We start from the raw sequence: 19,321 nt of genomic DNA, 5'->3' as shown, positions 1-19,321 counted from the left end.
AATGAGCTGACGCGCTGCCTGCCTACGGTTGAAGCTGCCTGGAGCTTGCGTGTTGTGCTCTTTAGCGGTCCTTCGGTCTTCCACCCTTCGCTCGACGCCTGAAAAGCACACCGAATCCCAGCGCGACCAGCAAGGCCACTATCAGACCGGCGCTCATGCCCGTCGTGCCGCGCCTGTCATCCGGACCGGAAGCGGCGGAAGCGACAGCAGGTGCGGAGCTCTGCGTTTCAACCGGCATCGGAAGCGCTACGCCAGCGGCACTCCCCTGGCGCACGAGAGAGGCCTCCGACGTCGGCGAGGCCTGAGATACGACGGAGGGAACGGCGTTCGAAATCGGACCGACAGGAGCCATGTCAGTGGATGAAGCCATCGCCGGAGCCTGTGCGGCGCTAGTAGTCGCTTCGGCAGACCTGGCCAGCGCCTTCCATTTTGCGAATACCATATCGATGCAGTGAACGTCGGTGCAGGCGTTCCGCGATTGCTTCCACTGAGCGACCTGTGCGGGCGAAAGCTTGCCGCTGCTTAACAGAGCCTGTTGTTGCGCGGAAATATCGTCGTATTCATTGTTCAGGATGGCGTGGTCGCATATGACGCGTTCGGCCGGTTGTCGCGTGGATGCACATTGAATATCGCTTGCCCATGCTCCGGTTGGACCAAAAGCCGCCATTGACAGCAGCACTGGCCAAAATCGCTTTAGATGCACCGGCCCTCCGTGAATGTCGTTGCGTTGCTGAAAGTGCGGTCGCTCGTGAGCGAGATTTCCCTATGCCTGATTATCGCCTCTGCCTCGCAGCCGCCGTTTTCATGTCGCGGTTAAAAGAGACCTCGCCTGTTCAAGAAGAGCGTGTGACGCTGCAAACTCATTGCGTCCCGCCATTGTCAGCGCCGCCTGGCCTGTGCGCGCGAACAGATCGTCGTCAGACGTCGCGACGGCATTCAGCCCGGGACCGAGACAGTCGTATCGGCGAAAGAATTCGAGCATTTGCGACGCATCCAATCGCGAATCCTTAGGACCAGCTTTGGCCAGAATCTCGGCGGCCGCAACCAGCTGTCGCGTGGCCTGGAGGAATTCAGTACGGTCCATGACACTTGCCCCATGAGTCGCCGTGGTCGATTGTTCGAAGAGTTTAGCGCAAGACTTTCCAACGCTGCCGACAGCGGTGGCTTGACGAGGCGCGCACGGCACTGTTGCGTCGCACACGTTTGTGGTCCCTCTAGAGGCGTAAGAGCCGCCTATACCGTCACCTCTGGACTGACGATTGGGGACCTGGCCCAGCCCCGCGCTTCGCGCAAGTGTTGGTTATGGCGGCAGCAGATAAGCTGAAACGTTCGTCTGAACCCAACATCGGGTCCGGCTTTCGCCCGCTCGAACCGGCGTCGACAAGGCGCGCAGCCCGGCTCGAAAGGCAGCCCGCAAACTGGCTCTCAGTCGGCACGATCGTTGCAACTATGGCTGCCTCAACGGAGATTGCCATCATGTGCGTTTTGCAGGGTTTCGTTAATTCCATTCCGCTGCGTGCGTCTTCACTTGTCGCCGCCGCGGCTATCTCTATTGCGGTGCTCTGCGGCACTGGCGTCGCAGCATTTGTCGGACTGCTGCCCGAGTCGGATGACGTTGCCGTCGCGGTGACCGTAACACCGTTAATCGACATGCAAGTCGACGCTTATGTGAAGCGTGTCGCAAGCGCATATTGAACCGCCGGCCACGAAACAGGCGAGAACGCCGCAGCCATGCACTGCTCGTTTCCGTGCGAGCTATCGCGACGTCGATCCCGGTCAGCTGTCAGGAGCGCAGTATGCCTTTCAAGCGCCCCAGCTCAGCGGGTCTCGTGTATGACCGGTACAGTTCGCCAACCGTGCCGAATGCCAGGGCCGGTTTGAGCGTCGCACCGGGAAGTGCGTGAGTAATCCAGTCAAAGGCATTCATTTCACGTTGAGCAGCATGCACCGCTGCTGTAAGCACAGTGAGGGCCCGTTCTGCGGAGTGCCCACCAAGGTCGACGAAGCAGTTCTCAAACGGATGCTTCGTTATGCTCTCGACGTGTACCGCTGACTTTCGAACGTCCAAATCAACCTCCTTCGCGGATTGCCCATCCTGTATAGCAACCGAATGTGACATTACATCGCGTTGTTCCGCCAACGATTCGACACGGCTCGCGCGAGCGTTGCGGGTGTAGCGCGGCGCGGTAACCGTCCAGAAGAATCGGCGCGCCGCGACACGATGTGAACAGCGCGCATCCCTTTTCGAATCCAGTCGCGAGTATTCCTCGTATATGCAGTCAGAACCACGCAATCGCGCGTGGCAACTCTTGAGGAATACGCCATGAAATACAGGACTGTGTTCGTCGCTGTCGCCCTGTCGCGCTGTCTGCCGATGCCGAAGTAACAGGACAGGCAATCGGCATCATGCGTTCGAATTCGGCGTAACGCTGTCATTTTCCGCGCCGGGCCACGACTCACCTGCATGCCTCGCATCGGGACGCAGCCAACATCCGCCCTGCTTGCGCTGGAGTAGCTGCTTGCGATTCGCCGCTGCGCAACCAGTCAGCTTTTGCGGCATACGAGACCTCGGCGTGGCTGACGCACGCGCCTGCATCAAAGGAGAAATACCATGGAAAAGTTGGCGACGAAACTTCTGTTCGCGCGTGTCGCTGTCGTGTCACTCTGCGCGTGCGCCGCGACGCTCGCGCAGGCTGGCGGCAATGGCAACGGTGGATCTGGCGGCGGCGGTGCTCACGGTGCCGCGACCGCAGGCATGACGTACCACAGCGAGCCCGTCTCGAGCCCCTGGAACCGGGTTCCCGGCGACATGAGCAGGAACGCGGACACGGCGCATAGGGATATGCCCGGCATGACTCCCGACTACGACACTGCGCCGAATAAAACCGTGCAATGAATGCCTGAAAGAAAGTTTGCCGGCGCGAGAAGGTTCATTGTCTGCGCGCCCGGCAACCTGTTCGCAATGACTCGCTACCTCGGGCGGGGATACCGCTGCCCGTGGTCGGCGTCGCAGACCGACAATTCACGGCGCTGCCGGGCCAGAAGAACGTTACTTGGCGCCAGCCGGAAGACGTAATCGCCGGTTGCGCGCACGGCTCTGTTCATATCGCCAACTGCCCTGGTAAGCGCATGAAGTTTTCGATGAGCCGCAGCAAGTCTGTTTCGTCCGGCCGCGTACCCCATCGGCTGTATCCCGCAACGGATGCAATGGCGAACCAGGAATGCGGCGGAAACCATTCCGCTCGCACTGTCACGCCGCCGATGATTCGCAGCCGTCCCGTATCGCTGAGAAACTCAGCGTGAATCTTTTCGCCGCCGACGGTTTTGCTGGCGATGACTGGCGTGGACCGAAGCATAAAGCCCTCCTGCAATTTCTGGCTGCTAAAAGTGGATGCTCGCGAACCGGCTCTCCCGAAGAAAACGAACATAGCCGGGACGTTTGCATCAACCCGCCGAGTCAGCGACGAAGACCAGGATTTTTGACGACACTGCGCATTAATACGCAAGTTGCATGCCTATCAGAGCAAACGCTCGATAATCGATCTTTTGCCCGTTTTTGCATTTGTGGTCCGCCTGTTTCGGAGCAATTGCGTTTGCCGGCTGCACGCAAGTGAACAGCGAGGCACCCGTTCAGTGCTGAGCAGCGCGCCGCGCAAATGCAACCCAATGTCCTCGCACATCCCTCAACCCACTCCATCAATGTTCGAAAAGCGACAGCGCGACACGTGTACTCTTACGAGTGAGCCGCAACTTCATTCGTAAAGCCGGCTCCCCGCTGACGACGAATGCCAATACACCAGCCAACGCACGGAAACCGTAGTCGAGCTGCAGCAGGTCCGAACAACTACATAGCGCCGGAGCCCGGCTCCACGGTGCGGTTTGGAGACATCAATGAGCGCAGGCTTTCAACACCCGTTTCTCGCCACCGCAAACAGCGTCGGGCGAGGCAAAATCGTCAGCGCCCAGCAGGCCGTCAGACTGATTCGTCCGGGTAACACGGTGGCGACGGGCGGCTTTGTCGGCATTGGCTTCGCGGAAGAAATCGCTGTCGCACTGGAACAACTGTTCCTCGACTCGGCCGCTGACGATAGCGACGCCCCTCGCAATCTGACGCTGGTCTACGCGGGCGGTCAGGGCGACGGCGCGCGCAAGGGCCTGAATCACTTTGCCCACGAGGGTCTGGTTCGACGGGTTATCGGTGGTCATTGGGGGCTCGTTCCGGGGCTTCAACGCCTCGCCGTCGAAGGCCACATCGAAGCGTATAACCTGCCTCAAGGCGTCATCTCCCAGCTGTTTCGCGATATTGCGGCGCATCGGCCCGGTCATTTGTCCACGGTCGGACTCGATACCTTCGTCGACCCGCGCAACGGCGGCGGCAAGCTCAACGCCCGCACAACGGAGGACCTGGTTAGCCTGATATCGGTCAACGGCGCCGACTGCCTCCTGTACAAGACATTTCCAATCGACGTCGCCATCGTGCGGGGCACCACTGCCGATGCAAACGGCAATGTGACGATGGAAAAGGAAGCGCTGACTCTCGAGTCCCTTGCCATCGCCATGGCCGCGCGCAACTCCGGCGGCATCGTGATCGTTCAGGTCGAGCGCATTGCCGAATCGGGGACCCTGAATCCGCGGCAAGTCAAAATACCCGGGATTCTGGTCGACTGCGTGGTGGTCGCGAAACAGGAAAACCACTGGCAAACCTTCGCTGAGGCGTACAGCCCCGGTTTTGCGAGCGAGCTTCGCATTGCGACAAGTTCGATTCCAGGCATGGCGCTGACAGAGCGCAAAGTCATCGCACGGCGCGCTTCGTTCGAGCTGATGGCCAATAGCGTCGTCAATCTTGGAATCGGCATGCCGGAAGGGATTGCCAGCGTCGCGAACGAAGAGAAGGTGTGCGACCTTTTCACGATGACAACCGAGCCGGGCGTTATCGGGGGTATCCCAGCCGGGGGTTTGAATTTTGGCGCGGCAACCAATACCGACGCCATCATCGACCAGCCCTACCAATTCGACTTTTACGACGGCGGCGGCCTCGACATTGCATTTCTCGGGCTCGCGCAAGTCGACCGGGAAGGCAATCTCAACGTGAGCAAGTTCGGGCCAAAGCTCGCGGGCGCGGGTGGCTTCATCAACATCTCGCAGGCGGCGAAGAAAGTAGTGTTTGTCGGAACCTTCAACGCCGGCAAGCTGGACGTCAATATCAAGGACGGGCGTCTGCACATTCTTCAGGATGGCGTCTGCCAAAAGTTCGTCGACGCCGTGGAACATCGAACCTTCGGCGGTCGTTACGCCAATGAACGGCAGCAGCCCGTGCTCTACATTACCGAGCGATGCGTCTTTACCCTCACGCCCGACGGACTCGAACTCATCGAGATCGCACCGGGGGTCGATCTCCAGCGAGACATCCTTTCGCAAATGGGCTTCGCGCCCGTCATCAAATCGCCGCCGCGGCTGATGGACGCCCGCATTTTCGACAATAAGCCGATGGGTTTGCGAGCCATGCTGTTGAGGCTGACGCTCAGTGAGCGGTTCAGCTACGACGCCGACAAAAACATGTTGTTCATCAATTTCGAAGGCCACAAGGTCATGACTGTCGACGACGTTGAAGCAGTCAGAGCCGAGGTCGAGCGGGTCCTATCCGGCCTCAAGGTGCGGCCCCACGCAATCGTCAACTACGACAATTTCTCGATCGCGCCCGAAGTCATCGATGCGTATTCTGAAATGGTGAATGGCCTCGTCGCCCGATATTATTCGGACGTCACGCGTTACACGACAAGCAGCTTCCTACGCATGAAACTAGGGGACGCGCTGCAGCGGCGCAGTGTCGCTACGTACATTTACGAGAGCCCAGAGGAGGCATCGTCGCACGAGGCACGTTAGACGATGCACCCGCGAACAACGCGAGGTCCATTTGCTGGCTGCGTGAGCCAGTTGGCCGAGGAACGTGACTAATCAACCCGTGTCGCCGCCTGCCACCGGCAACACCGTGCCGGTGATATAACCTGCCTCGTCCGAAGCGAGGAACAGAATCGGCGCGGCCTGCTCGTCAATGCTGCCGTAGCGCTTCAGGAAGGTCGATTCGGTGACCTGCTTCACCGCTTCGCCCATCCAGATTTTTTCCTGCTCGCTATCGCCGACCGCGTTACGCGGGACACGTCGCGGCGGCGCATCGGTCCCACCCGGCGCGGTGGCGACCACGCGGATGTTGTGCTCCGCGTATTCCATCGCCAGCGACTGCGTGATCGCGTTCACACCGCCCTTCGCCGCCGAATACGGAACGCGGCGGATCCCGCGCGTGGCATTCGAGGATACGTTTACGATCGTCCCGCCTCCACGCTCGAGCAGATACGGCAAGACCGCATGACAGGCGTACAGCGTCGGCATGAGGGAGCGGCGGATTTCCGCATCGATCTGCGCAGGCTCGAACTCGGCGAAGGGACGCATGCGAATCGCACCACCCACGCCATTGACCAGAATGTCGATGCCGCCGAAGGTGCGCGCGGCGAAGGCCATCGCCGACGCGGCGCCTTCGTATGTTTCGAGGTCGGCAACAAACCCTGCCGTGTCCGCGCCGTGCGCTTCGGCGGCGACTTCCGACACGAAGTCGGCGCGGTCGACGAACAGCACCTTGCCGCCTTCGGCGGCCGCGCGAAGCGCTACCGCGCGACCGATGCCCTGCGCGGCGCCCGTGACCACCATGACCTTGCCGCCGAATCGTTGCGTGCTCATGCGGTCCTCGGAGCTGCGTTGGGAGTGAACTTCTCGTAGTGGAAGCTGTTGGGCATCACGCCGTTGTCGTCGAAATGCTTGCGCACCGCATCGACCATCGGCGGCGGGCCGCACAGGTACACGTCCACGTCGCCATCGTTGACGGCCTCCGCCGGCATGTGCTGCGTCACCCAACCCTTGCGAGGATGAGTCGACTCCGTATCGGCCACGACCGTGCTGTATGTGAAATTCGGCAGCTTCGCCACGTAGGTTTCGATTGCATCGACCTGCACGAGGTCGAGGTCTCGCGTGACGCCGTAAATCAGATGGACTTTCTGCTGCGAATTCGTGCGAGCCAGCACTTCAAGCATCGACAGGAACGGCGCCAATCCCGTGCCGCCGGCGAGGAACAACAACGGCCGCTCGACCGCGCGCAGATAGAAGCTGCCGAGCGGTCCGGTCAGTTCGACCTTGTTGCCTGCCTGCGCGGATTCGAGCCAGGTGCTCATCACGCCGCCAGAAATTTTCTTGATCAGAAAACTGATTTTCGATTTGCCCGGTGCCGACGAAAAAGAATACGAACGGTGCTGACCGCTGCCGGGAACGTCGATGTTGACATACTGGCCTGGCAGAAATACCGGCGCGGCCGCTTCCACATCCAGCTCGAGCACGATGGCCGCATCGTTGTGCGCTTCGACCTTCGTCACGGTCGCGGCGAACTTGCTTTGCTCGGTCTTGCATGCAGTGGACGATGCCGGCACCGCAATCACACAATCGCTTTCCGGCACCATCTGGCAGGTGAGCACGAGACCGCCTTTCTTCTCATCCTCGCTCAGCGCATCTTCGATGTAATCGTCGCCCAGGTCGTAGCTTCCGCTCTCGGCGCGGCACTTGCAAGTGCCGCACACGCCATCCGAGCAATCCATCGGCAGATTGATTTTGGCGCGAAAGGCGGCGTCGAGCACCTTCTCGCCCGCCTTGCATGTGACGAAGCGGGTCACGCCGTCTTCAAAATTCAGTGCAATGTTGTAGCTGGACATGTTGTCTCCTGTACTTCTCTATTCCGCGGTGTTTGCGCTCAAACGTGATAGACGTCGAGTACCTGGCGGATGTAGTCGTCTTTCAACACGATGCGCTTGTAGCAGATCAGCAGTTCATCGTTGACCTTGCGCAGAGTGACGAACATCGTGCCGAAAAACTGGTCGGTTGTTCTGTAACGGTGGCTGAGCGTGTTGAAGTTGTAGCGCACGTCCACTTCGTTCTCGCGCTCGGCCAGCACTTCCACATTGGTAACGTTGTGACTGGTTCGCGGTTCAGGCATCGACGCACTGCTGCGCTCGGTCTTGATGCGGAACACACGGTCTTCCAGGCCGCCACGGTCCGGGTAATACATCAGCGAAATCTGGCTCTCGTGGTCGTCGGTGAGCTGGTCGTCGTCATCCCACGCCGGCATCCAGTACGTGACGTCCTCGGTATAGCAGGCAAGCCATTCGTCCCATTGACGGTCGTCCAGCAGGCGCGCTTCGCGGAACAGCGTGGCGCAAACTTTATGGTGATCGAAGCTCATGCCACGGCCTCCCCTTGTTCCTTCCTGAGTGCGTCGCGCATCACGTGGACCCAGTACTCGTGCTGACATACGAACAGGCCCTCGTCTTCGCTGCGCTCGCCTGAAATGAGTGGCTTAAGGCCCATATTTTTTGCATTCGCGTCGGCTCCTTCGACCCACAGCGGCGCGCCGCGCGACAGGTCGTTCCACATTGCTGTGGTGCCGGCATAGCCTGCCTGGCAGGCTCGGAATTCTTCGAGGTCATCCGCGGTGCCCATGCCCGAGACGTTGAAGAAATCTTCGTACTGGCGGATGCGCGTAGCCCGGTCGGATGCGCTCTCGCCCTTCGGCGCGAAACAGAAGATGCTGACTTCGGTCTTGTCCACGCTGATCGGACGCACGACGCGAATCTGCGTGCTGAACTGGTCCATCAGGAACACGTTCGGATACAGACAAAGATTGCGGGTCTGGTTGACGATGAAATCCGCCTTCACCTCGCCCACACGCGCCTTGATTTCGTCGCGGTATTGATAGACCGGCCGCACTTCCGGGTTCATCGTCTTGGTCCACAACAGGATGTGGCCGTGCTCGAACCCGTACACGCCGGCTACCGACTTGCTCCAGCTGTTCGCATCCACGGCCTTGGTGCCTTCGACCTTGCGCCGGTCCATCGTCGCGGCATAGTTCCAGTGCACAGTGCTGACGTGGTAACCGTCGCAGCCGTTCTCCATCTGCATCTTCCAGTTGCCGTCGTAGATGTACGATGAATTGCCGCGCAATACTTCCAGCCCGTCCGGGGCCTGGTCGACGATCTGATCGATGATGACCCTCGTCTCGCCGAGGTAGTCCTCGAGTGGAATCGCGTCCGCGTTGAGCGTGCCGAACAGGAAGCCACGATAGCTCTGGAAACGTGCGATTTTTTTCAGGTCATGCGAGCCGTTGGTATTGAATTGAATCGGATATTCGGTGGTCTTCACGTCTTTGACTTTCAGCAGCTTGCCGGTGTTGGCAAAGCTCCAGCCGTGGAAAGGACACGTGAAAGTGCCTTTGTTGCCGTGCTTTTTACGGCACAGCATCGCGCCTTTGTGCGCGCAGGCATTGATGACCGCGTGCAGTTCACCGCTTTTGTCGCGAGTTATCACGACAGGCTGGCGGCCGATCCAGGTGGTGTAGTAGTCGTTGTTATTGGGAATCTGGCTTTCATGCGCGAGATATACCCAGTTGCTCTCGAAGATATGCTTCATTTCGAGTTCGAACACTTCGGCGTTCGTGAAGATGTCGCGGCGGCAACGGAATACACCGTTTTGCTTGTCGTCCTGAACCGCGGTGTGCAGCAGTTCATCGAGTTGCGAGGCTTTGTCGAAAGTTGCGGACATGAGTGCTCTCCTACGCGTGCTCCGGGTCATGGAGCACGCGCATCAGTGTCGAAAGATTCTTGCGAAGGATTGAGCGGCAGCAGTGGTATGACGCAGCGGCCGCGTTCAGCGGTCAGGCGCTGAGAGACACGCGCGGGCGATGCACGAGCTGGTTATCCTTGCCCTGAATCAGCGGAGTCAACTCGATGTCGAACTGGATTTCCTTATACGCATCGGTCTTCATTCCCAACGCAGCGCCGCCGGTCTTTTCAACCACGTGGGGAATCAGATCTTCGCGAGTGGCGTAAGCGAAGTCGTCCCAGATCAACGGGTCGCCCTCGATGTTGATTTGCGTCGTCAGCTTGCGGGACTTGTCGGAGGTGACGAAGAAGTGCACATGCGCCGGGCGGTTGCCATGGCGGCCGAGCACGTCCAGCAATTGCTGGGTCGCGCCATGCGGCGGGCAACCGTAGCCTACCGGCATGAGCGTACGGAACTCATACTTGCCGTCGGAGCCGGTGCTGACCGCGCCGCGCAGGTTGAACTCGCTCTGCGCGCGGGTCGGGTCGAAGTGCGAATAGAAGCCTTTCGAGTTGGCGTGCCAGCATTCGACCAGCGCCCCCGCAACGGGCTTGCCATCCGGGCCGGTGACCGTGCCGCGGATCACCAGCGGGCCGGCATCCTCGTCCGGATCGATATCGATTCTCGACACGCCTTCGCGCACCGGCGCACCGGCGACATACAGCGGACCTTCGATGGTGCGCGGCGTGCCGCCGGTAATTTCAGCCGCCCTGTCGTCCGCGTCCATGCAAATGTCGAGGTATTTCTCAAGACCGAGACCGGCAGCCAGCAGCGCAGCTTCGCCGTCCTGACCGAGCTTGTTGAAGTAGTGGACGCCGGCCCAGATTTCGTCGGGCGTCATGTCGAGGTCGTCGATGGCCTTGAACAGGTCGCCAAGCAGGCGATTCACGATCTGCCTGGCGCGAGCATCGCCGTCCTGGCTGCCCACGTTGGCAGCAGCCTTCAACAGGTCTTGCACTTCCTTCGTATCGAACACTTTGACGCTCATGTCTGCTCCTGAATCTCTATTTTCTGATGGGGTAAACCCTTGGTTTAGCGCCCGTTTGAATATGCTTGAGAGGTATAATGGGTGCTGAAACAGAGTGTGAATGCAGAATAATGGACGCCAGAAGGCCTCGTCCAACACTGATTTAGTATCGGTCTATATCCACGAGGTATTGAAATGGAACTGCGGCATCTTCGTTATTTCGTCGCCGTAGCCGAGGAACGTAATTTCACGCGCGCGGCCCAGCGGCTGAACATGGCGCAACCGCCTTTGAGCCGCCAGATCCAGCAGCTCGAAGAGATCCTCGAGGTGCAGTTGTTCCAGCGTGATTCGCGTCCGTTGAAGCTCACCGAGACGGGTAAATTCTTTTATGCTCACGCCGTCCAATTACTGGCTCAGACGTCCGAACTGGAATCCATGACGCGCCGCGTAGGCAACATCGAGCGCAGCCTCTCGGTCGGTTTCGTGGGTTCGACGTTGTATGGAATGCTGCCGAAAATCATCCGGCGCTTTCGCGACGAGAACACTACCGTCGAACTCAGCCTTCACGAGATGTCGACGATGGACCAGATTCGAGCACTCAAGGACGGTCAGATCGATGTCGGGTTCGGCCGCATTCGGCACGAGGACGCCAACATCCGCCGGGTGATTCTCCGCGAGGAGAAGATGATCGTTGCCTTCCCGGAGGGCCATCCACTCTCACTGGCCAAGCCCGTCCTCGCACTCAGTGACCTCGTCAACGAAACGCTGATTATTTTCCCCAAGGCGCCGCGCCCCAGTTATGCAGACCAGGTGCTGTCGGCATTCGAAGACCGCGGTCTCAAGCCTCGCCGGATCTATGAAGTGCGGGAGTTGCAGATTGCGCTAGGCCTCGTGGCAGCGGGCGAAGGAATTTCTGTCGTCCCGAGCAGCGTGTACGGCCTGAAGCGAGACGATGTGAGCTACAAGGAACTGGACGACCCCACGCTGGTTTCGCCGATCATCATGAGCATGCGTGCGCTCGACGAGTCGCGCGACATTCGGGAAATGCTTGAACTCATCTATCGGCTGTACGAGGAGGAAAAGATAAGCTTTGCACCCCGTAACGATTCCGAGCGATGAGATCCGCCATTCCCCGGAGGTATGGCACTAGACGTCGACGGTGTTGGACAGGCGGTTATTGCGCACGCAATACTTCAGCAACCCCTCCACTCCAACACTCCAGGTGTGAACGCCCAAATCACCTCTGTCGAAGCGATTCTGGTTGATGTCCCAACCATCCGCGCGCATCAGCTTGCCATGGCGACGATGCAGCAACAAACCCTGGTAATCGTCCGTCTGCGCTCGAGCGAAGTCTTTCGCGGCTAGTCCCCAAACGGGTTGCCGTTGTCTTTCACTTCGGTACTAAGGTTGTATTCCGCGCGCACGGCCTTGAGCACGCCTTCGATGTCGCGCTCGAAGCCGGCCGCGTTGCCGAAATGGGTCATGCTCCAGTTGCAGCCTGTCTTGTCGGGCTCTTGCAACTGCGGCCGCGGCACACGAATCTTCACCCCATCCTCGACGATTTCCTGCAGCCGATGAATTCGCCGGTTGACTTCCTGCTGAAGCTGCGAGGCATTGAGCGTCTTGCGTATCATCCGAGTCTCCTTCCGATTGCTCGAGTCAGTCCAACGTGAGTGAGACGGACTGGGACTTTGCTGTCGGCGGCGGCCCGAGGCAGGCCCTTCATCGAGAGCCACCAACACGCCAGACATTCTAGTTCGAAGCCGCATTCGTCCTGACAGCAGTGTGTTCGCCGGTCTGCGTGAACATCTCGTCCATCAAATGCTGCACGACGCCATCAGCGTTGGAGAATTGACGCAGCACAGAATTGTTCCAGTGTCCCGGTGCGATAAAACCGCCACTTGGCGCTTTATGAAAACGAATGTCCATCGGACGCAGATACATAACACTATCCCAGTGCCAACTGTCGGTCTCGGCCGTATTGATTCGCGCGTCTTCGCCCACATGTGCTGGGTTTGTTTAACTGCACCGGCAAGCCGCGAGACATGACTAAACCTGAATTCAGCGAGCGCGAAAGCGCGCGTCCCGACTTGCTATGTTTCCTGGTCGCGATTGCGGCTGCGTCCTACGCTCTGACTAGCGAATGGCGAGTGGACCATGTCGTCGAGTGCTGCCGTCAATGGCTCAAGAAAAATGGGCTGAAGATGGGCTGGCTGGACAGGGTCCGCATCGGCCAGCTCGCTCTGAAGATTGCCAGCAAGGATTTGCTGGAGGCCGGCGTCGCCGTCCGGCTGTCCAGCATCAACGCTCTTTTCACCAGCGAGATGGAACTCAACGGCTCGAGCACAATGGTCCAAAGGATGATGGCGCTTTGCCACGACGCGCTCTAAAACACGTTCGGGCGTGACAGATAGGGTTATTGGTCATTGTTCGGCGCTTGTCGTCGAACCGTTGTTTGCCAATAGCCGAAAAAAAAAGGCGTCACGTTGCCGTGACGCCTTAAAAAGTTCTAGCCATTCCGAGGGCCGTGCTAGAACCTGAGAGACGGTATTCGAAAGTTTGGCCTGCGATGCGCGCGTGTGCAGAGCGCGACATGGACTGTTACGGTGGACTATGAGAAGACACTCGACACAGACATTGTGCGGGCCACGGCAGGTTCGAAACTTCAAAATGCGGAACCTGAAACCGTCTTTCGAAATGAGATTCCATTTTTTATGGTTATGCTGACTAAGTCAAGCAAAATCTAAAGAGGCTTCACTCGTCGCGGAAAAATATTCCGATACAATGAATCTTCTGATGAAAAATTACTTCGATGCCCCGTTTTGGGGCCGCCGCAGGCGCTTGAGAGACAACCGCCTGCGGGGCCGCGAGGTAAGAAATTGAAATAAAGTTCCAAAAAAACACATGAACCGACCCACGCCCTCCCGAAACGCGGCAGACCCGGCAAGAGACAAAGACGGCTCCGGCGACGAAGTGACCGCCCTCGCGCGCGGCCTGACGGTGCTGCGCTCGGTCGCCGCCGCCGACGCACCGCTCAGCAACCGCGAACTGACCGAACTGACCGGCATTCCCAAGCCCACCGTATCGCGAATCACCGCCACGCTGGTCAGCGCGGGCTTCCTGTTCCGCCTGCCCGACAGCGAGCGTTTCGTGCTGACCTCGTCGGTGCTGGAGCTGAGCAACGGTTTTCTGCGCAACTTCGACATCCGTGCTCGCGCGCGGCCGTTCCTGATCGAACTGGCCGAACGCACGGCGTTGTCCGTGCATCTGGCCGTGCGCGACCGCCTCGACATGGTGGTGATCGACGCGATCCGGCCGCGTTCGGCGGTGCTGGTGTCGCGCCTCGAGATCGGCTCGCGCATGAATCTGAGCCGCACCGCCATCGGCCGCGCCTATCTGGCCGCGCTCGAAGCGCCGGAGCGGGAAAAATTGCTGATCGGCTTGCAGGCCGCCGAAGGCGACGACTGGGGCCACGTCGGGAGCCGGCTCGACAGCGCATTACAGGAAACCATCGAGCGCGGCTTCGCGATCGCCACGGGCGAATGGTACGACGGACTGAACGCAATCGCACTCGGTTTCACAGGCCCCTCGGGCGAACGCTACGCGGTCAATTGCGGCGGCTCAGCCGACCAATGTCCACGCGACTGGCTGATCTCGCGCGCGGCGCCAGCGTTGCTAGAGTGCGTCGCCAGAATCGTGCTGGAGATCGGCGGCACGCCGGGGCGGCGCCTCGATACCTGAACCGGCCGCTCGCTCGCCGGTCGGCGGCGAAGCTTTTTGCAAGCAATCCTGTAACCTTCGTAATCAAAAGAAAAATACCCGGGTGGACTGTTACAGAGCCTGCGACGTAGGATCATGCCTTCCTGTCGCGGGACGCGCGCGCCCGGCTTGCCGTTTTCTCCTTCGATAACGTTCCGGCCGCCTGTTTCGATGCCGCATTGCGTTAACATCTCCGTCCCGCGCCTCGGGTAGGATCGCGCTGAACGAGCGCGGTGCACCCGTTGTCGAAACCGCCTGTCATGCCATTCGCGTGCCGGTCCGCCGAACTGTCGAAACGGCACGAACGCGCGAGCGGCTCACATCCAAGCCAGTCACCTGACCGAACCGATGGACGAACAACAAAAGCATTCGGAAACCACACGCCCTGTTCCTCCGGCTTCCCAACCGTCCTCCCGCGGCGGCCCCGCCGGCACATCGAACCCGCCGCCAGGCATGGTGAAGCGGCACCGCGGCCGCAAGCTCGCGTTGATCATCGCCGCACTGGTCATCCTGGGCGTGGTGCTGTGGCGCTGGCATCCGTGGGGTGGTCCCGGCGGCGGCGCGAGCGGCGCGGCCGGCGCCAGCGATGCGAGCGGCGCCCGCGCCGGGCGTGCCGGCCGCGGCGGCGCGATGGGCAACATGCCGCAGCCGGTTCACGTGGCGGCCGCGACGCAGGGCGAAATGCCGGTGGTGCTGACCGCCCTCGGCACGGTCACGCCGCTCGCCAACGTCACCGTGCTGCCGCAGTTGAGCGGCACGCTGCAGGACGTGTATTTCAAGGAAGGCCAGATGGTCAAAAAGGGCGACGTGCTGGCCCAGATCGACCCACGCCCTTATCAGATCTCGCTCGACAACGCGCAAGGCACGCTCGCGCGCGACGAGGCCCTGCTGCAAACCGCCCGCCTCGACCTGAAGCGCTACCAGACGTTGCTCTCGCAAGACTCCATCGCGAGCCAGCAGGTGGATACGCAGGCCTCGCTGGTGCGTCAATACGAAGGCACGGTGAAGTCCGACAAGGCCAATATCGACACTTTCAAACTCGACCTCGTCTATGCGCGCATCACCGCGCCGGTGTCGGGACGCGTCGGTTTGCGCCAGGTCGATCCGGGCAACTACGTGACGCCGAGTCTGACCAACGGCATCGTCGTGATCACGCAGTTGCAGCCGATCAGCGTGATCTTCACGACCTCCGAAGACAACCTGCAGCAGATCATCCAGCAGACCCAGTCGGGCGCGAAGCTCTCGGTCACCGCGTATGACCGCAGCAACACCACGTCGCTCGAAGGCGGCATGCTCGAAACGCTGGACAACCAGATCGACACCACCACCGGCACGGTCAAGCTGCGCGCGATCTTCCAGAACAGCAAGAACCTGCTGTTCCCCAATCAGTTCGTGAATACGCGCCTGCTGGTCGATACGATCAAGGACGCCGTGATCGTGCCCACACCGGCCGTGCTAAACGGCTCGATGGGCCCGTTCGTGTACGTCGTGAAGGCGGACAACACCGTGACGGTCCGGCCGGTCAAGGTGGGCCCCGTGGATGGCGAGCGCACCAGCATCGCATCCGGCCTGGCCGTCGGCGAGCGCGTCGTGATCGACGGTTCGGACCGTCTCAAGGAAGGCGCGAAAATCACGATTCCGGCCGACAAGCCTCGCGGCGCCTCGGGCGCTCGCGGCGCCAGCGGTGCGGCCGCTGCATCGGGCGCATCCGGCCCCCACGCGCATCATGGCAAACACGCGGCGCAAGCCTCGCAATAAAGGCACGGCACTTACCGCATGAATCCATCTCGCGCTTTTATTCTGCGTCCCGTCGGCACCGCGCTGCTGATGGCGGCGATCATGCTGGTCGGTCTCGTCGCGCTGCGCTTCTTGCCGCTCTCGGCGCTGCCTGAAGTCGACTACCCGACGATCCAGGTGCAGACCTTCTATCCGGGCGCGAGCCCGGACGTGATGACGTCGTCGGTCACCGCGCCGCTCGAACGTCAGTTCGGGCAGATGCCGTCGTTGAATCAGATGTCGTCGCAAAGTTCGGCCGGCTCGTCGATCATCACGCTGCAGTTCAGTCTCGATCTGCCGCTCGATATCGCCGAGCAGGAAGTCCAGGCCGCCATCAACGCGGCCGGCAACCTGCTGCCGTCCGACCTGCCCGCGCCGCCGATCTACGCTAAGGTCAATCCGGCCGACGCGCCGATCATCACGCTCGCGATCACCTCGAAGACGCTGCCGCTCACGCAGGTGCAGGATCTGGCCGACACGCGTCTCGCGCAGAAAATTTCGCAAGTGGCGGGCGTGGGCCTGGTGAGCCTGTCGGGCGGCCAGCGCCCGGCCGTGCGGATTCAGGCGAATCCGCGTGCGCTCGCCGCGTACGGTCTGAATCTGGACGACTTGCGCACCACCATCTCCAACCTGAACGTCAACACGCCGAAGGGTAACTTCGACGGCCCCACGCGCAACTACACGATCAACGCGAACGACCAGTTGACCGACGCCGACGCCTACAAGAGCGCGGTAGTCGCGTACAAGAACGGCCGCGCGGTAATGCTGACCGACGTCGCCACTATCGTGCAGGGCGCGGAGAACACCAAGCTCGGCGCGTGGGTCGACGGCACGCCCGCGATCATCCTGAACGTGCAACGCCAGCCGGGCGCGAACGTGATCCAGGTGGTGGACAGCATCAAGAAGCTGTTGCCGCAATTGCAGCAGGCGCTGCCCGCCGCGCTCGACGTGGAAGTCGTCACCGACCGCACGACCACGATCCGCGCCTCCGTGCGCGACGTGCAGTTCGAACTGGCCATGTCGGTCGTGCTGGTCGTGCTGGTCATGTACCTGTTCCTCGCCAACGTCTACGCGACCATCATTCCGAGCCTTTCGGTGCCGCTCTCGCTGATCGGCACGCTCGCCGTGATGTACCTGTGCGGCTTCTCGCTCGACAACTTATCGTTGATGGCGCTAACCATCGCGACCGGCTTCGTGGTGGACGACGCGATCGTGATGATCGAGAACATCGCGCGTTACGTGGAGGAAGGCGAAGCGCCGCTCGAAGCCGCGCTGAAGGGTTCGAAACAGATCGGCTTCACGATCATTTCGCTGACCGTCTCGCTGATCGCCGTGCTGATTCCGCTGCTCTTCATGGGCGACGTGGTCGGCCGGCTGTTCCACGAATTCGCCATTACGCTCGCCGTGACGATCGTGATTTCCGCGGTCGTGTCGCTCACGCTCGTGCCGATGATGTGCGCCAAACTGCTGCGCCACACGCCGCCGCACGAGAGCCACCGTTTCGAAGCCAAGGCGCACCGCGCGATCGACTGGGTGATCGCGCGTTACGCGGTCGCGCTCACGTGGGTGCTGAACCGGCAACGCTCCACGCTGGTCGTCGCGCTGATAACCCTGGTGCTGACCGGCGTGCTGTATGTGTTCATTCCGAAGGGCTTCTTCCCGGTGCAGGACACCGGCGTGATCCAGGCGATCACGCAGGCGCCGCAGTCGGTGTCATATGCGTCGATGGCGGAGCGCCAGCAGGAACTCGCCGCACAGATCCTGAAGAATCCGGACGTAGAGAGCCTGACCTCGTTCATCGGCGTGGACGGCAGCAATATCACGCTGAACAGCGGCCGCATGCTGATCAACCTGAAGCCGCGCGACGACCGCAGCAATACCGCGAGCGAAGTGATCCGCCAGTTGCAACGTGACGTCGCGCATATTCCGGGCGCGTCGCTGTACATGCAGCCGGTGCAGGATCTGACAATCGACTCGACCGTCAGCCCGACGCAGTACCAGTTCATGCTGACCGATCCGAACATCAGCGAATTCACTACGTGGGTGCCCAAGCTGGTGGAGCGTCTGAAGCAGTCGCCCGAGCTGGCCGACGTGGCCACGGATCTGCAGGACAACGGCCAGTCGGTCTACATCGAAATCGACCGCGCCACCGCGTCGCGTTACGGCATCACGCCGGCCACTGTGGATAGCGCGCTGTACGACGCGTTCGGTCAACGCATCATCTCCACCATCTTCACGCAGTCGAACCAGTACCGCGTGATTCTGGAAGCGCAGCCGGAGATGCAGCATTACACCGAATCGCTGAAGTCGATCTATCTGCCCTCTTCCACCTCCACGGGCGGTCAGGTGCCGCTGTCGTCGATCGCGCGCTTCATCGAGAAGCCCGCGCCGCTGCTGGTCACGCACCTGAGCCAATTCCCGGCCACCACGGTGTCGTTCAACCTCGCGCCGGGTTCGTCGCTCGGCGCGGCGGTCAAGGCGATCGATCAGGCGGAGAAGGACATCGGCTTGCCCGCGTCGTTTCAGACGCGCTACCAGGGCGCAGCGCTGGCGTTCCAGGCGTCGCTGTCGAACGAGCTGTTCCTGATTCTCGCGGCGATCGTCACGATGTATATCGTGCTGGGCGTGCTGTACGAAAGCTTTATCCATCCGATCACGATTCTCTCCACGCTGCCGTCCGCTGGTGTCGGCGCACTGCTGGCGCTGCTGATCACCGGACATGATCTGGACATCATCGGCATCATCGGTATCGTGCTGCTGATCGGTATCGTGAAGAAGAACGCGATCATGATGATCGACTTCGCGCTCTATGCCGAGCGCGAGGAAGGCAAACCGCCGCGCGAAGCAATCTACCAGGCGTGCCTCTTGCGCTTCCGGCCGATTCTGATGACCACGCTCGCCGCCCTGCTCGGCGCACTGCCGCTGATGCTTGGCACAGGCGCGGGCTCGGAATTGCGCCGTCCGCTCGGTATCGCGATTGCGGGTGGATTGATCGTCAGCCAGTTGCTGACGCTGTTCACTACGCCGGTGATCTACCTCGCGTTCGATTCGCTCGGCCGTCGCGCGCGTGAGCGCTTCAATCGCGGCAAGCCTACGCCGCCCGTCACCGACGCAGGGAACTGAGCG

At 60.7% G+C, this 19,321-nt stretch carries 18 protein-coding genes and 1 pseudogene; 9 read left to right on the top strand and 10 right to left on the bottom strand.

Annotation, left to right across the window (positions count from 1 at the left end; translation table 11 throughout):
• Nucleotides 1-61: 61 nt before the first annotated feature.
• Nucleotides 62-679, bottom strand: coding sequence for a lysozyme inhibitor LprI family protein (locus PQR54_RS19535; RefSeq protein WP_408248511.1), 618 nt, complete (start codon nt 677-679; stop codon nt 62-64).
• A 123-nt stretch (nt 680-802) separates the two neighbouring features.
• On the bottom strand, nt 803-1,084 hold the full coding sequence (locus tag PQR54_RS19530; RefSeq protein ID WP_408248509.1) for a hypothetical protein: 282 nt from the start codon (nt 1,082-1,084) through the stop codon (nt 803-805).
• Between the two features lie 218 nt (nt 1,085-1,302).
• Here PQR54_RS19530 and PQR54_RS19525 point away from each other — a divergent pair, with 218 nt between their 5' ends.
• Both PQR54_RS19525 and PQR54_RS19520 read left to right on the top strand, forming a co-directional pair.
• Complete coding sequence (locus PQR54_RS19525) at nt 1,303-1,695, top strand: hypothetical protein (protein WP_408248507.1); 393 nt, start codon at nt 1,303-1,305, stop codon at nt 1,693-1,695.
• A 916-nt stretch (nt 1,696-2,611) separates the two neighbouring features.
• The gene (locus PQR54_RS19520; protein ID WP_408248505.1) at nt 2,612-2,896 is read left to right on the top strand and encodes a hypothetical protein; all 285 of its coding nucleotides are present in this window, start codon (nt 2,612-2,614) and stop codon (nt 2,894-2,896) included.
• Nucleotides 2,897-3,101: 205 nt separating this feature from the next.
• On the opposite strand, the gene PQR54_RS19515 is transcribed toward PQR54_RS19520, so the two are convergent.
• Nucleotides 3,102-3,428, bottom strand: a complete 327-nt coding sequence (locus tag PQR54_RS19515) for a hypothetical protein (RefSeq protein WP_408248503.1) — start codon at nt 3,426-3,428, stop codon at nt 3,102-3,104.
• A gap of 463 nt (nt 3,429-3,891) precedes the next feature.
• Between PQR54_RS19515 and PQR54_RS19510 the strand changes: the two genes are divergently transcribed.
• Nucleotides 3,892-5,883 (top strand): acyl CoA:acetate/3-ketoacid CoA transferase, encoded by a 1,992-nt coding sequence (locus PQR54_RS19510; protein WP_408248502.1) that lies wholly within the window; start codon nt 3,892-3,894, stop codon nt 5,881-5,883.
• A gap of 72 nt (nt 5,884-5,955) precedes the next feature.
• Here PQR54_RS19510 and benD read toward each other — a convergent pair whose 3' ends face one another.
• From benD to catA, 5 genes are all read right to left on the bottom strand, one after another.
• Nucleotides 5,956-6,732 (bottom strand): benzoate diol dehydrogenase BenD, encoded by a 777-nt coding sequence (gene benD, locus PQR54_RS19505; RefSeq protein WP_408248500.1) that lies wholly within the window; start codon nt 6,730-6,732, stop codon nt 5,956-5,958.
• Entirely contained in the window at nt 6,729-7,751 is a 1,023-nt protein-coding gene (gene benC / locus PQR54_RS19500) for a benzoate 1,2-dioxygenase electron transfer component BenC (protein WP_408248498.1), read from the bottom strand. The genes benD and benC overlap by 4 nt, the downstream gene beginning before the upstream one ends.
• 38 nt (nt 7,752-7,789) lie before the next feature.
• Nucleotides 7,790-8,278, bottom strand: a complete 489-nt coding sequence (benB, locus tag PQR54_RS19495) for a benzoate 1,2-dioxygenase small subunit (protein WP_408248497.1) — start codon at nt 8,276-8,278, stop codon at nt 7,790-7,792.
• A complete protein-coding gene (locus tag PQR54_RS19490; RefSeq protein ID WP_408248495.1) occupies nt 8,275-9,633 on the bottom strand; it encodes a Rieske 2Fe-2S domain-containing protein in 1,359 nt (452 codons plus the stop codon). The genes benB and PQR54_RS19490 overlap by 4 nt, the downstream gene beginning before the upstream one ends.
• A gap of 112 nt (nt 9,634-9,745) precedes the next feature.
• Complete coding sequence (gene catA, locus PQR54_RS19485) at nt 9,746-10,681, bottom strand: catechol 1,2-dioxygenase (protein ID WP_408248493.1); 936 nt, start codon at nt 10,679-10,681, stop codon at nt 9,746-9,748.
• Between the two features lie 174 nt (nt 10,682-10,855).
• Between catA and PQR54_RS19480 the strand changes: the two genes are divergently transcribed.
• Both PQR54_RS19480 and PQR54_RS19475 read left to right on the top strand, forming a co-directional pair.
• The gene (locus PQR54_RS19480; RefSeq protein ID WP_408248491.1) at nt 10,856-11,779 is read left to right on the top strand and encodes a LysR family transcriptional regulator; all 924 of its coding nucleotides are present in this window, start codon (nt 10,856-10,858) and stop codon (nt 11,777-11,779) included.
• Nucleotides 11,780-11,884: 105 nt separating this feature from the next.
• Nucleotides 11,885-12,022: pseudogene (locus PQR54_RS19475) on the top strand (muconate cycloisomerase); the annotation flags it as partial.
• On the opposite strand, the gene PQR54_RS19470 reads toward PQR54_RS19475, so the two are convergent.
• Together PQR54_RS19470 and PQR54_RS19465 are read right to left on the bottom strand one after the other, a co-directional pair.
• Nucleotides 12,022-12,294, bottom strand: a complete 273-nt coding sequence (locus tag PQR54_RS19470; protein WP_408248489.1) for a hypothetical protein — start codon at nt 12,292-12,294, stop codon at nt 12,022-12,024. The pseudogene PQR54_RS19475 and the gene PQR54_RS19470 sit on opposite strands and share 1 nt — an antisense overlap.
• Before the next feature lie 118 nt (nt 12,295-12,412).
• Nucleotides 12,413-12,604, bottom strand: coding sequence for a hypothetical protein (locus PQR54_RS19465; RefSeq protein WP_408248487.1), 192 nt, complete (start codon nt 12,602-12,604; stop codon nt 12,413-12,415).
• A gap of 101 nt (nt 12,605-12,705) precedes the next feature.
• Here PQR54_RS19465 and PQR54_RS19460 point away from each other — a divergent pair, with 101 nt between their 5' ends.
• The 4 genes from PQR54_RS19460 to PQR54_RS19445 all read left to right on the top strand — a co-directional run bounded on the left by PQR54_RS19460 (nt 12,706) and on the right by PQR54_RS19445 (nt 19,318).
• The gene (locus PQR54_RS19460; RefSeq protein ID WP_408248486.1) at nt 12,706-13,050 is read left to right on the top strand and encodes a hypothetical protein; all 345 of its coding nucleotides are present in this window, start codon (nt 12,706-12,708) and stop codon (nt 13,048-13,050) included.
• Between the two features lie 514 nt (nt 13,051-13,564).
• Nucleotides 13,565-14,401 (top strand): IclR family transcriptional regulator, encoded by an 837-nt coding sequence (locus PQR54_RS19455; protein ID WP_408248484.1) that lies wholly within the window; start codon nt 13,565-13,567, stop codon nt 14,399-14,401.
• 366 nt (nt 14,402-14,767) lie between these two features.
• Entirely contained in the window at nt 14,768-16,177 is a 1,410-nt protein-coding gene (locus PQR54_RS19450; RefSeq protein WP_408248482.1) for an MdtA/MuxA family multidrug efflux RND transporter periplasmic adaptor subunit, read from the top strand.
• Between the two features lie 18 nt (nt 16,178-16,195).
• Nucleotides 16,196-19,318 (top strand): MdtB/MuxB family multidrug efflux RND transporter permease subunit, encoded by a 3,123-nt coding sequence (locus PQR54_RS19445; RefSeq protein WP_408248480.1) that lies wholly within the window; start codon nt 16,196-16,198, stop codon nt 19,316-19,318.
• Nucleotides 19,319-19,321 lie beyond the last annotated feature (3 nt).

Source organism: Paraburkholderia phytofirmans, from assembly GCF_046028095.1.
GTDB lineage: Bacteria > Pseudomonadota > Gammaproteobacteria > Burkholderiales > Burkholderiaceae > Paraburkholderia > Paraburkholderia phytofirmans_A.
The sequence above is the reverse complement of the archived record's forward strand: the minus strand, read 5'-3'. Positions and strand labels throughout refer to the sequence as shown.

Bases quoted from the DNA above. Each gene is read 5' to 3' on its own strand.
- PQR54_RS19530 (WP_408248509.1), bottom strand. From the start codon at position 1,084: ATGGACCGTACTGAATTCCTCCAGGCCACGCGACAGCTGGTTGCGGCC.
- PQR54_RS19525 (WP_408248507.1), top strand. From the start codon at position 1,303: ATGGCGGCAGCAGATAAGCTGAAACGTTCGTCTGAACCCAACATCGGG.
- PQR54_RS19520 (WP_408248505.1), top strand. From the start codon at position 2,612: ATGGAAAAGTTGGCGACGAAACTTCTGTTCGCGCGTGTCGCTGTCGTG.
- PQR54_RS19515 (WP_408248503.1), bottom strand. From the start codon at position 3,428: ATGTTCGTTTTCTTCGGGAGAGCCGGTTCGCGAGCATCCACTTTTAGC.
- PQR54_RS19510 (WP_408248502.1), top strand. From the start codon at position 3,892: ATGAGCGCAGGCTTTCAACACCCGTTTCTCGCCACCGCAAACAGCGTC.
- benD (WP_408248500.1), bottom strand. From the start codon at position 6,732: ATGAGCACGCAACGATTCGGCGGCAAGGTCATGGTGGTCACGGGCGCC.
- benC (WP_408248498.1), bottom strand. From the start codon at position 7,751: ATGTCCAGCTACAACATTGCACTGAATTTTGAAGACGGCGTGACCCGC.
- benB (WP_408248497.1), bottom strand. From the start codon at position 8,278: ATGAGCTTCGATCACCATAAAGTTTGCGCCACGCTGTTCCGCGAAGCG.
- PQR54_RS19490 (WP_408248495.1), bottom strand. From the start codon at position 9,633: ATGTCCGCAACTTTCGACAAAGCCTCGCAACTCGATGAACTGCTGCAC.
- catA (WP_408248493.1), bottom strand. From the start codon at position 10,681: ATGAGCGTCAAAGTGTTCGATACGAAGGAAGTGCAAGACCTGTTGAAG.
- PQR54_RS19480 (WP_408248491.1), top strand. From the start codon at position 10,856: ATGGAACTGCGGCATCTTCGTTATTTCGTCGCCGTAGCCGAGGAACGT.
- PQR54_RS19470 (WP_408248489.1), bottom strand. From the start codon at position 12,294: ATGATACGCAAGACGCTCAATGCCTCGCAGCTTCAGCAGGAAGTCAAC.
- PQR54_RS19465 (WP_408248487.1), bottom strand. From the start codon at position 12,604: ATGTATCTGCGTCCGATGGACATTCGTTTTCATAAAGCGCCAAGTGGC.
- PQR54_RS19460 (WP_408248486.1), top strand. From the start codon at position 12,706: ATGACTAAACCTGAATTCAGCGAGCGCGAAAGCGCGCGTCCCGACTTG.
- PQR54_RS19455 (WP_408248484.1), top strand. From the start codon at position 13,565: ATGAACCGACCCACGCCCTCCCGAAACGCGGCAGACCCGGCAAGAGAC.
- PQR54_RS19450 (WP_408248482.1), top strand. From the start codon at position 14,768: ATGGACGAACAACAAAAGCATTCGGAAACCACACGCCCTGTTCCTCCG.
- PQR54_RS19445 (WP_408248480.1), top strand. From the start codon at position 16,196: ATGAATCCATCTCGCGCTTTTATTCTGCGTCCCGTCGGCACCGCGCTG.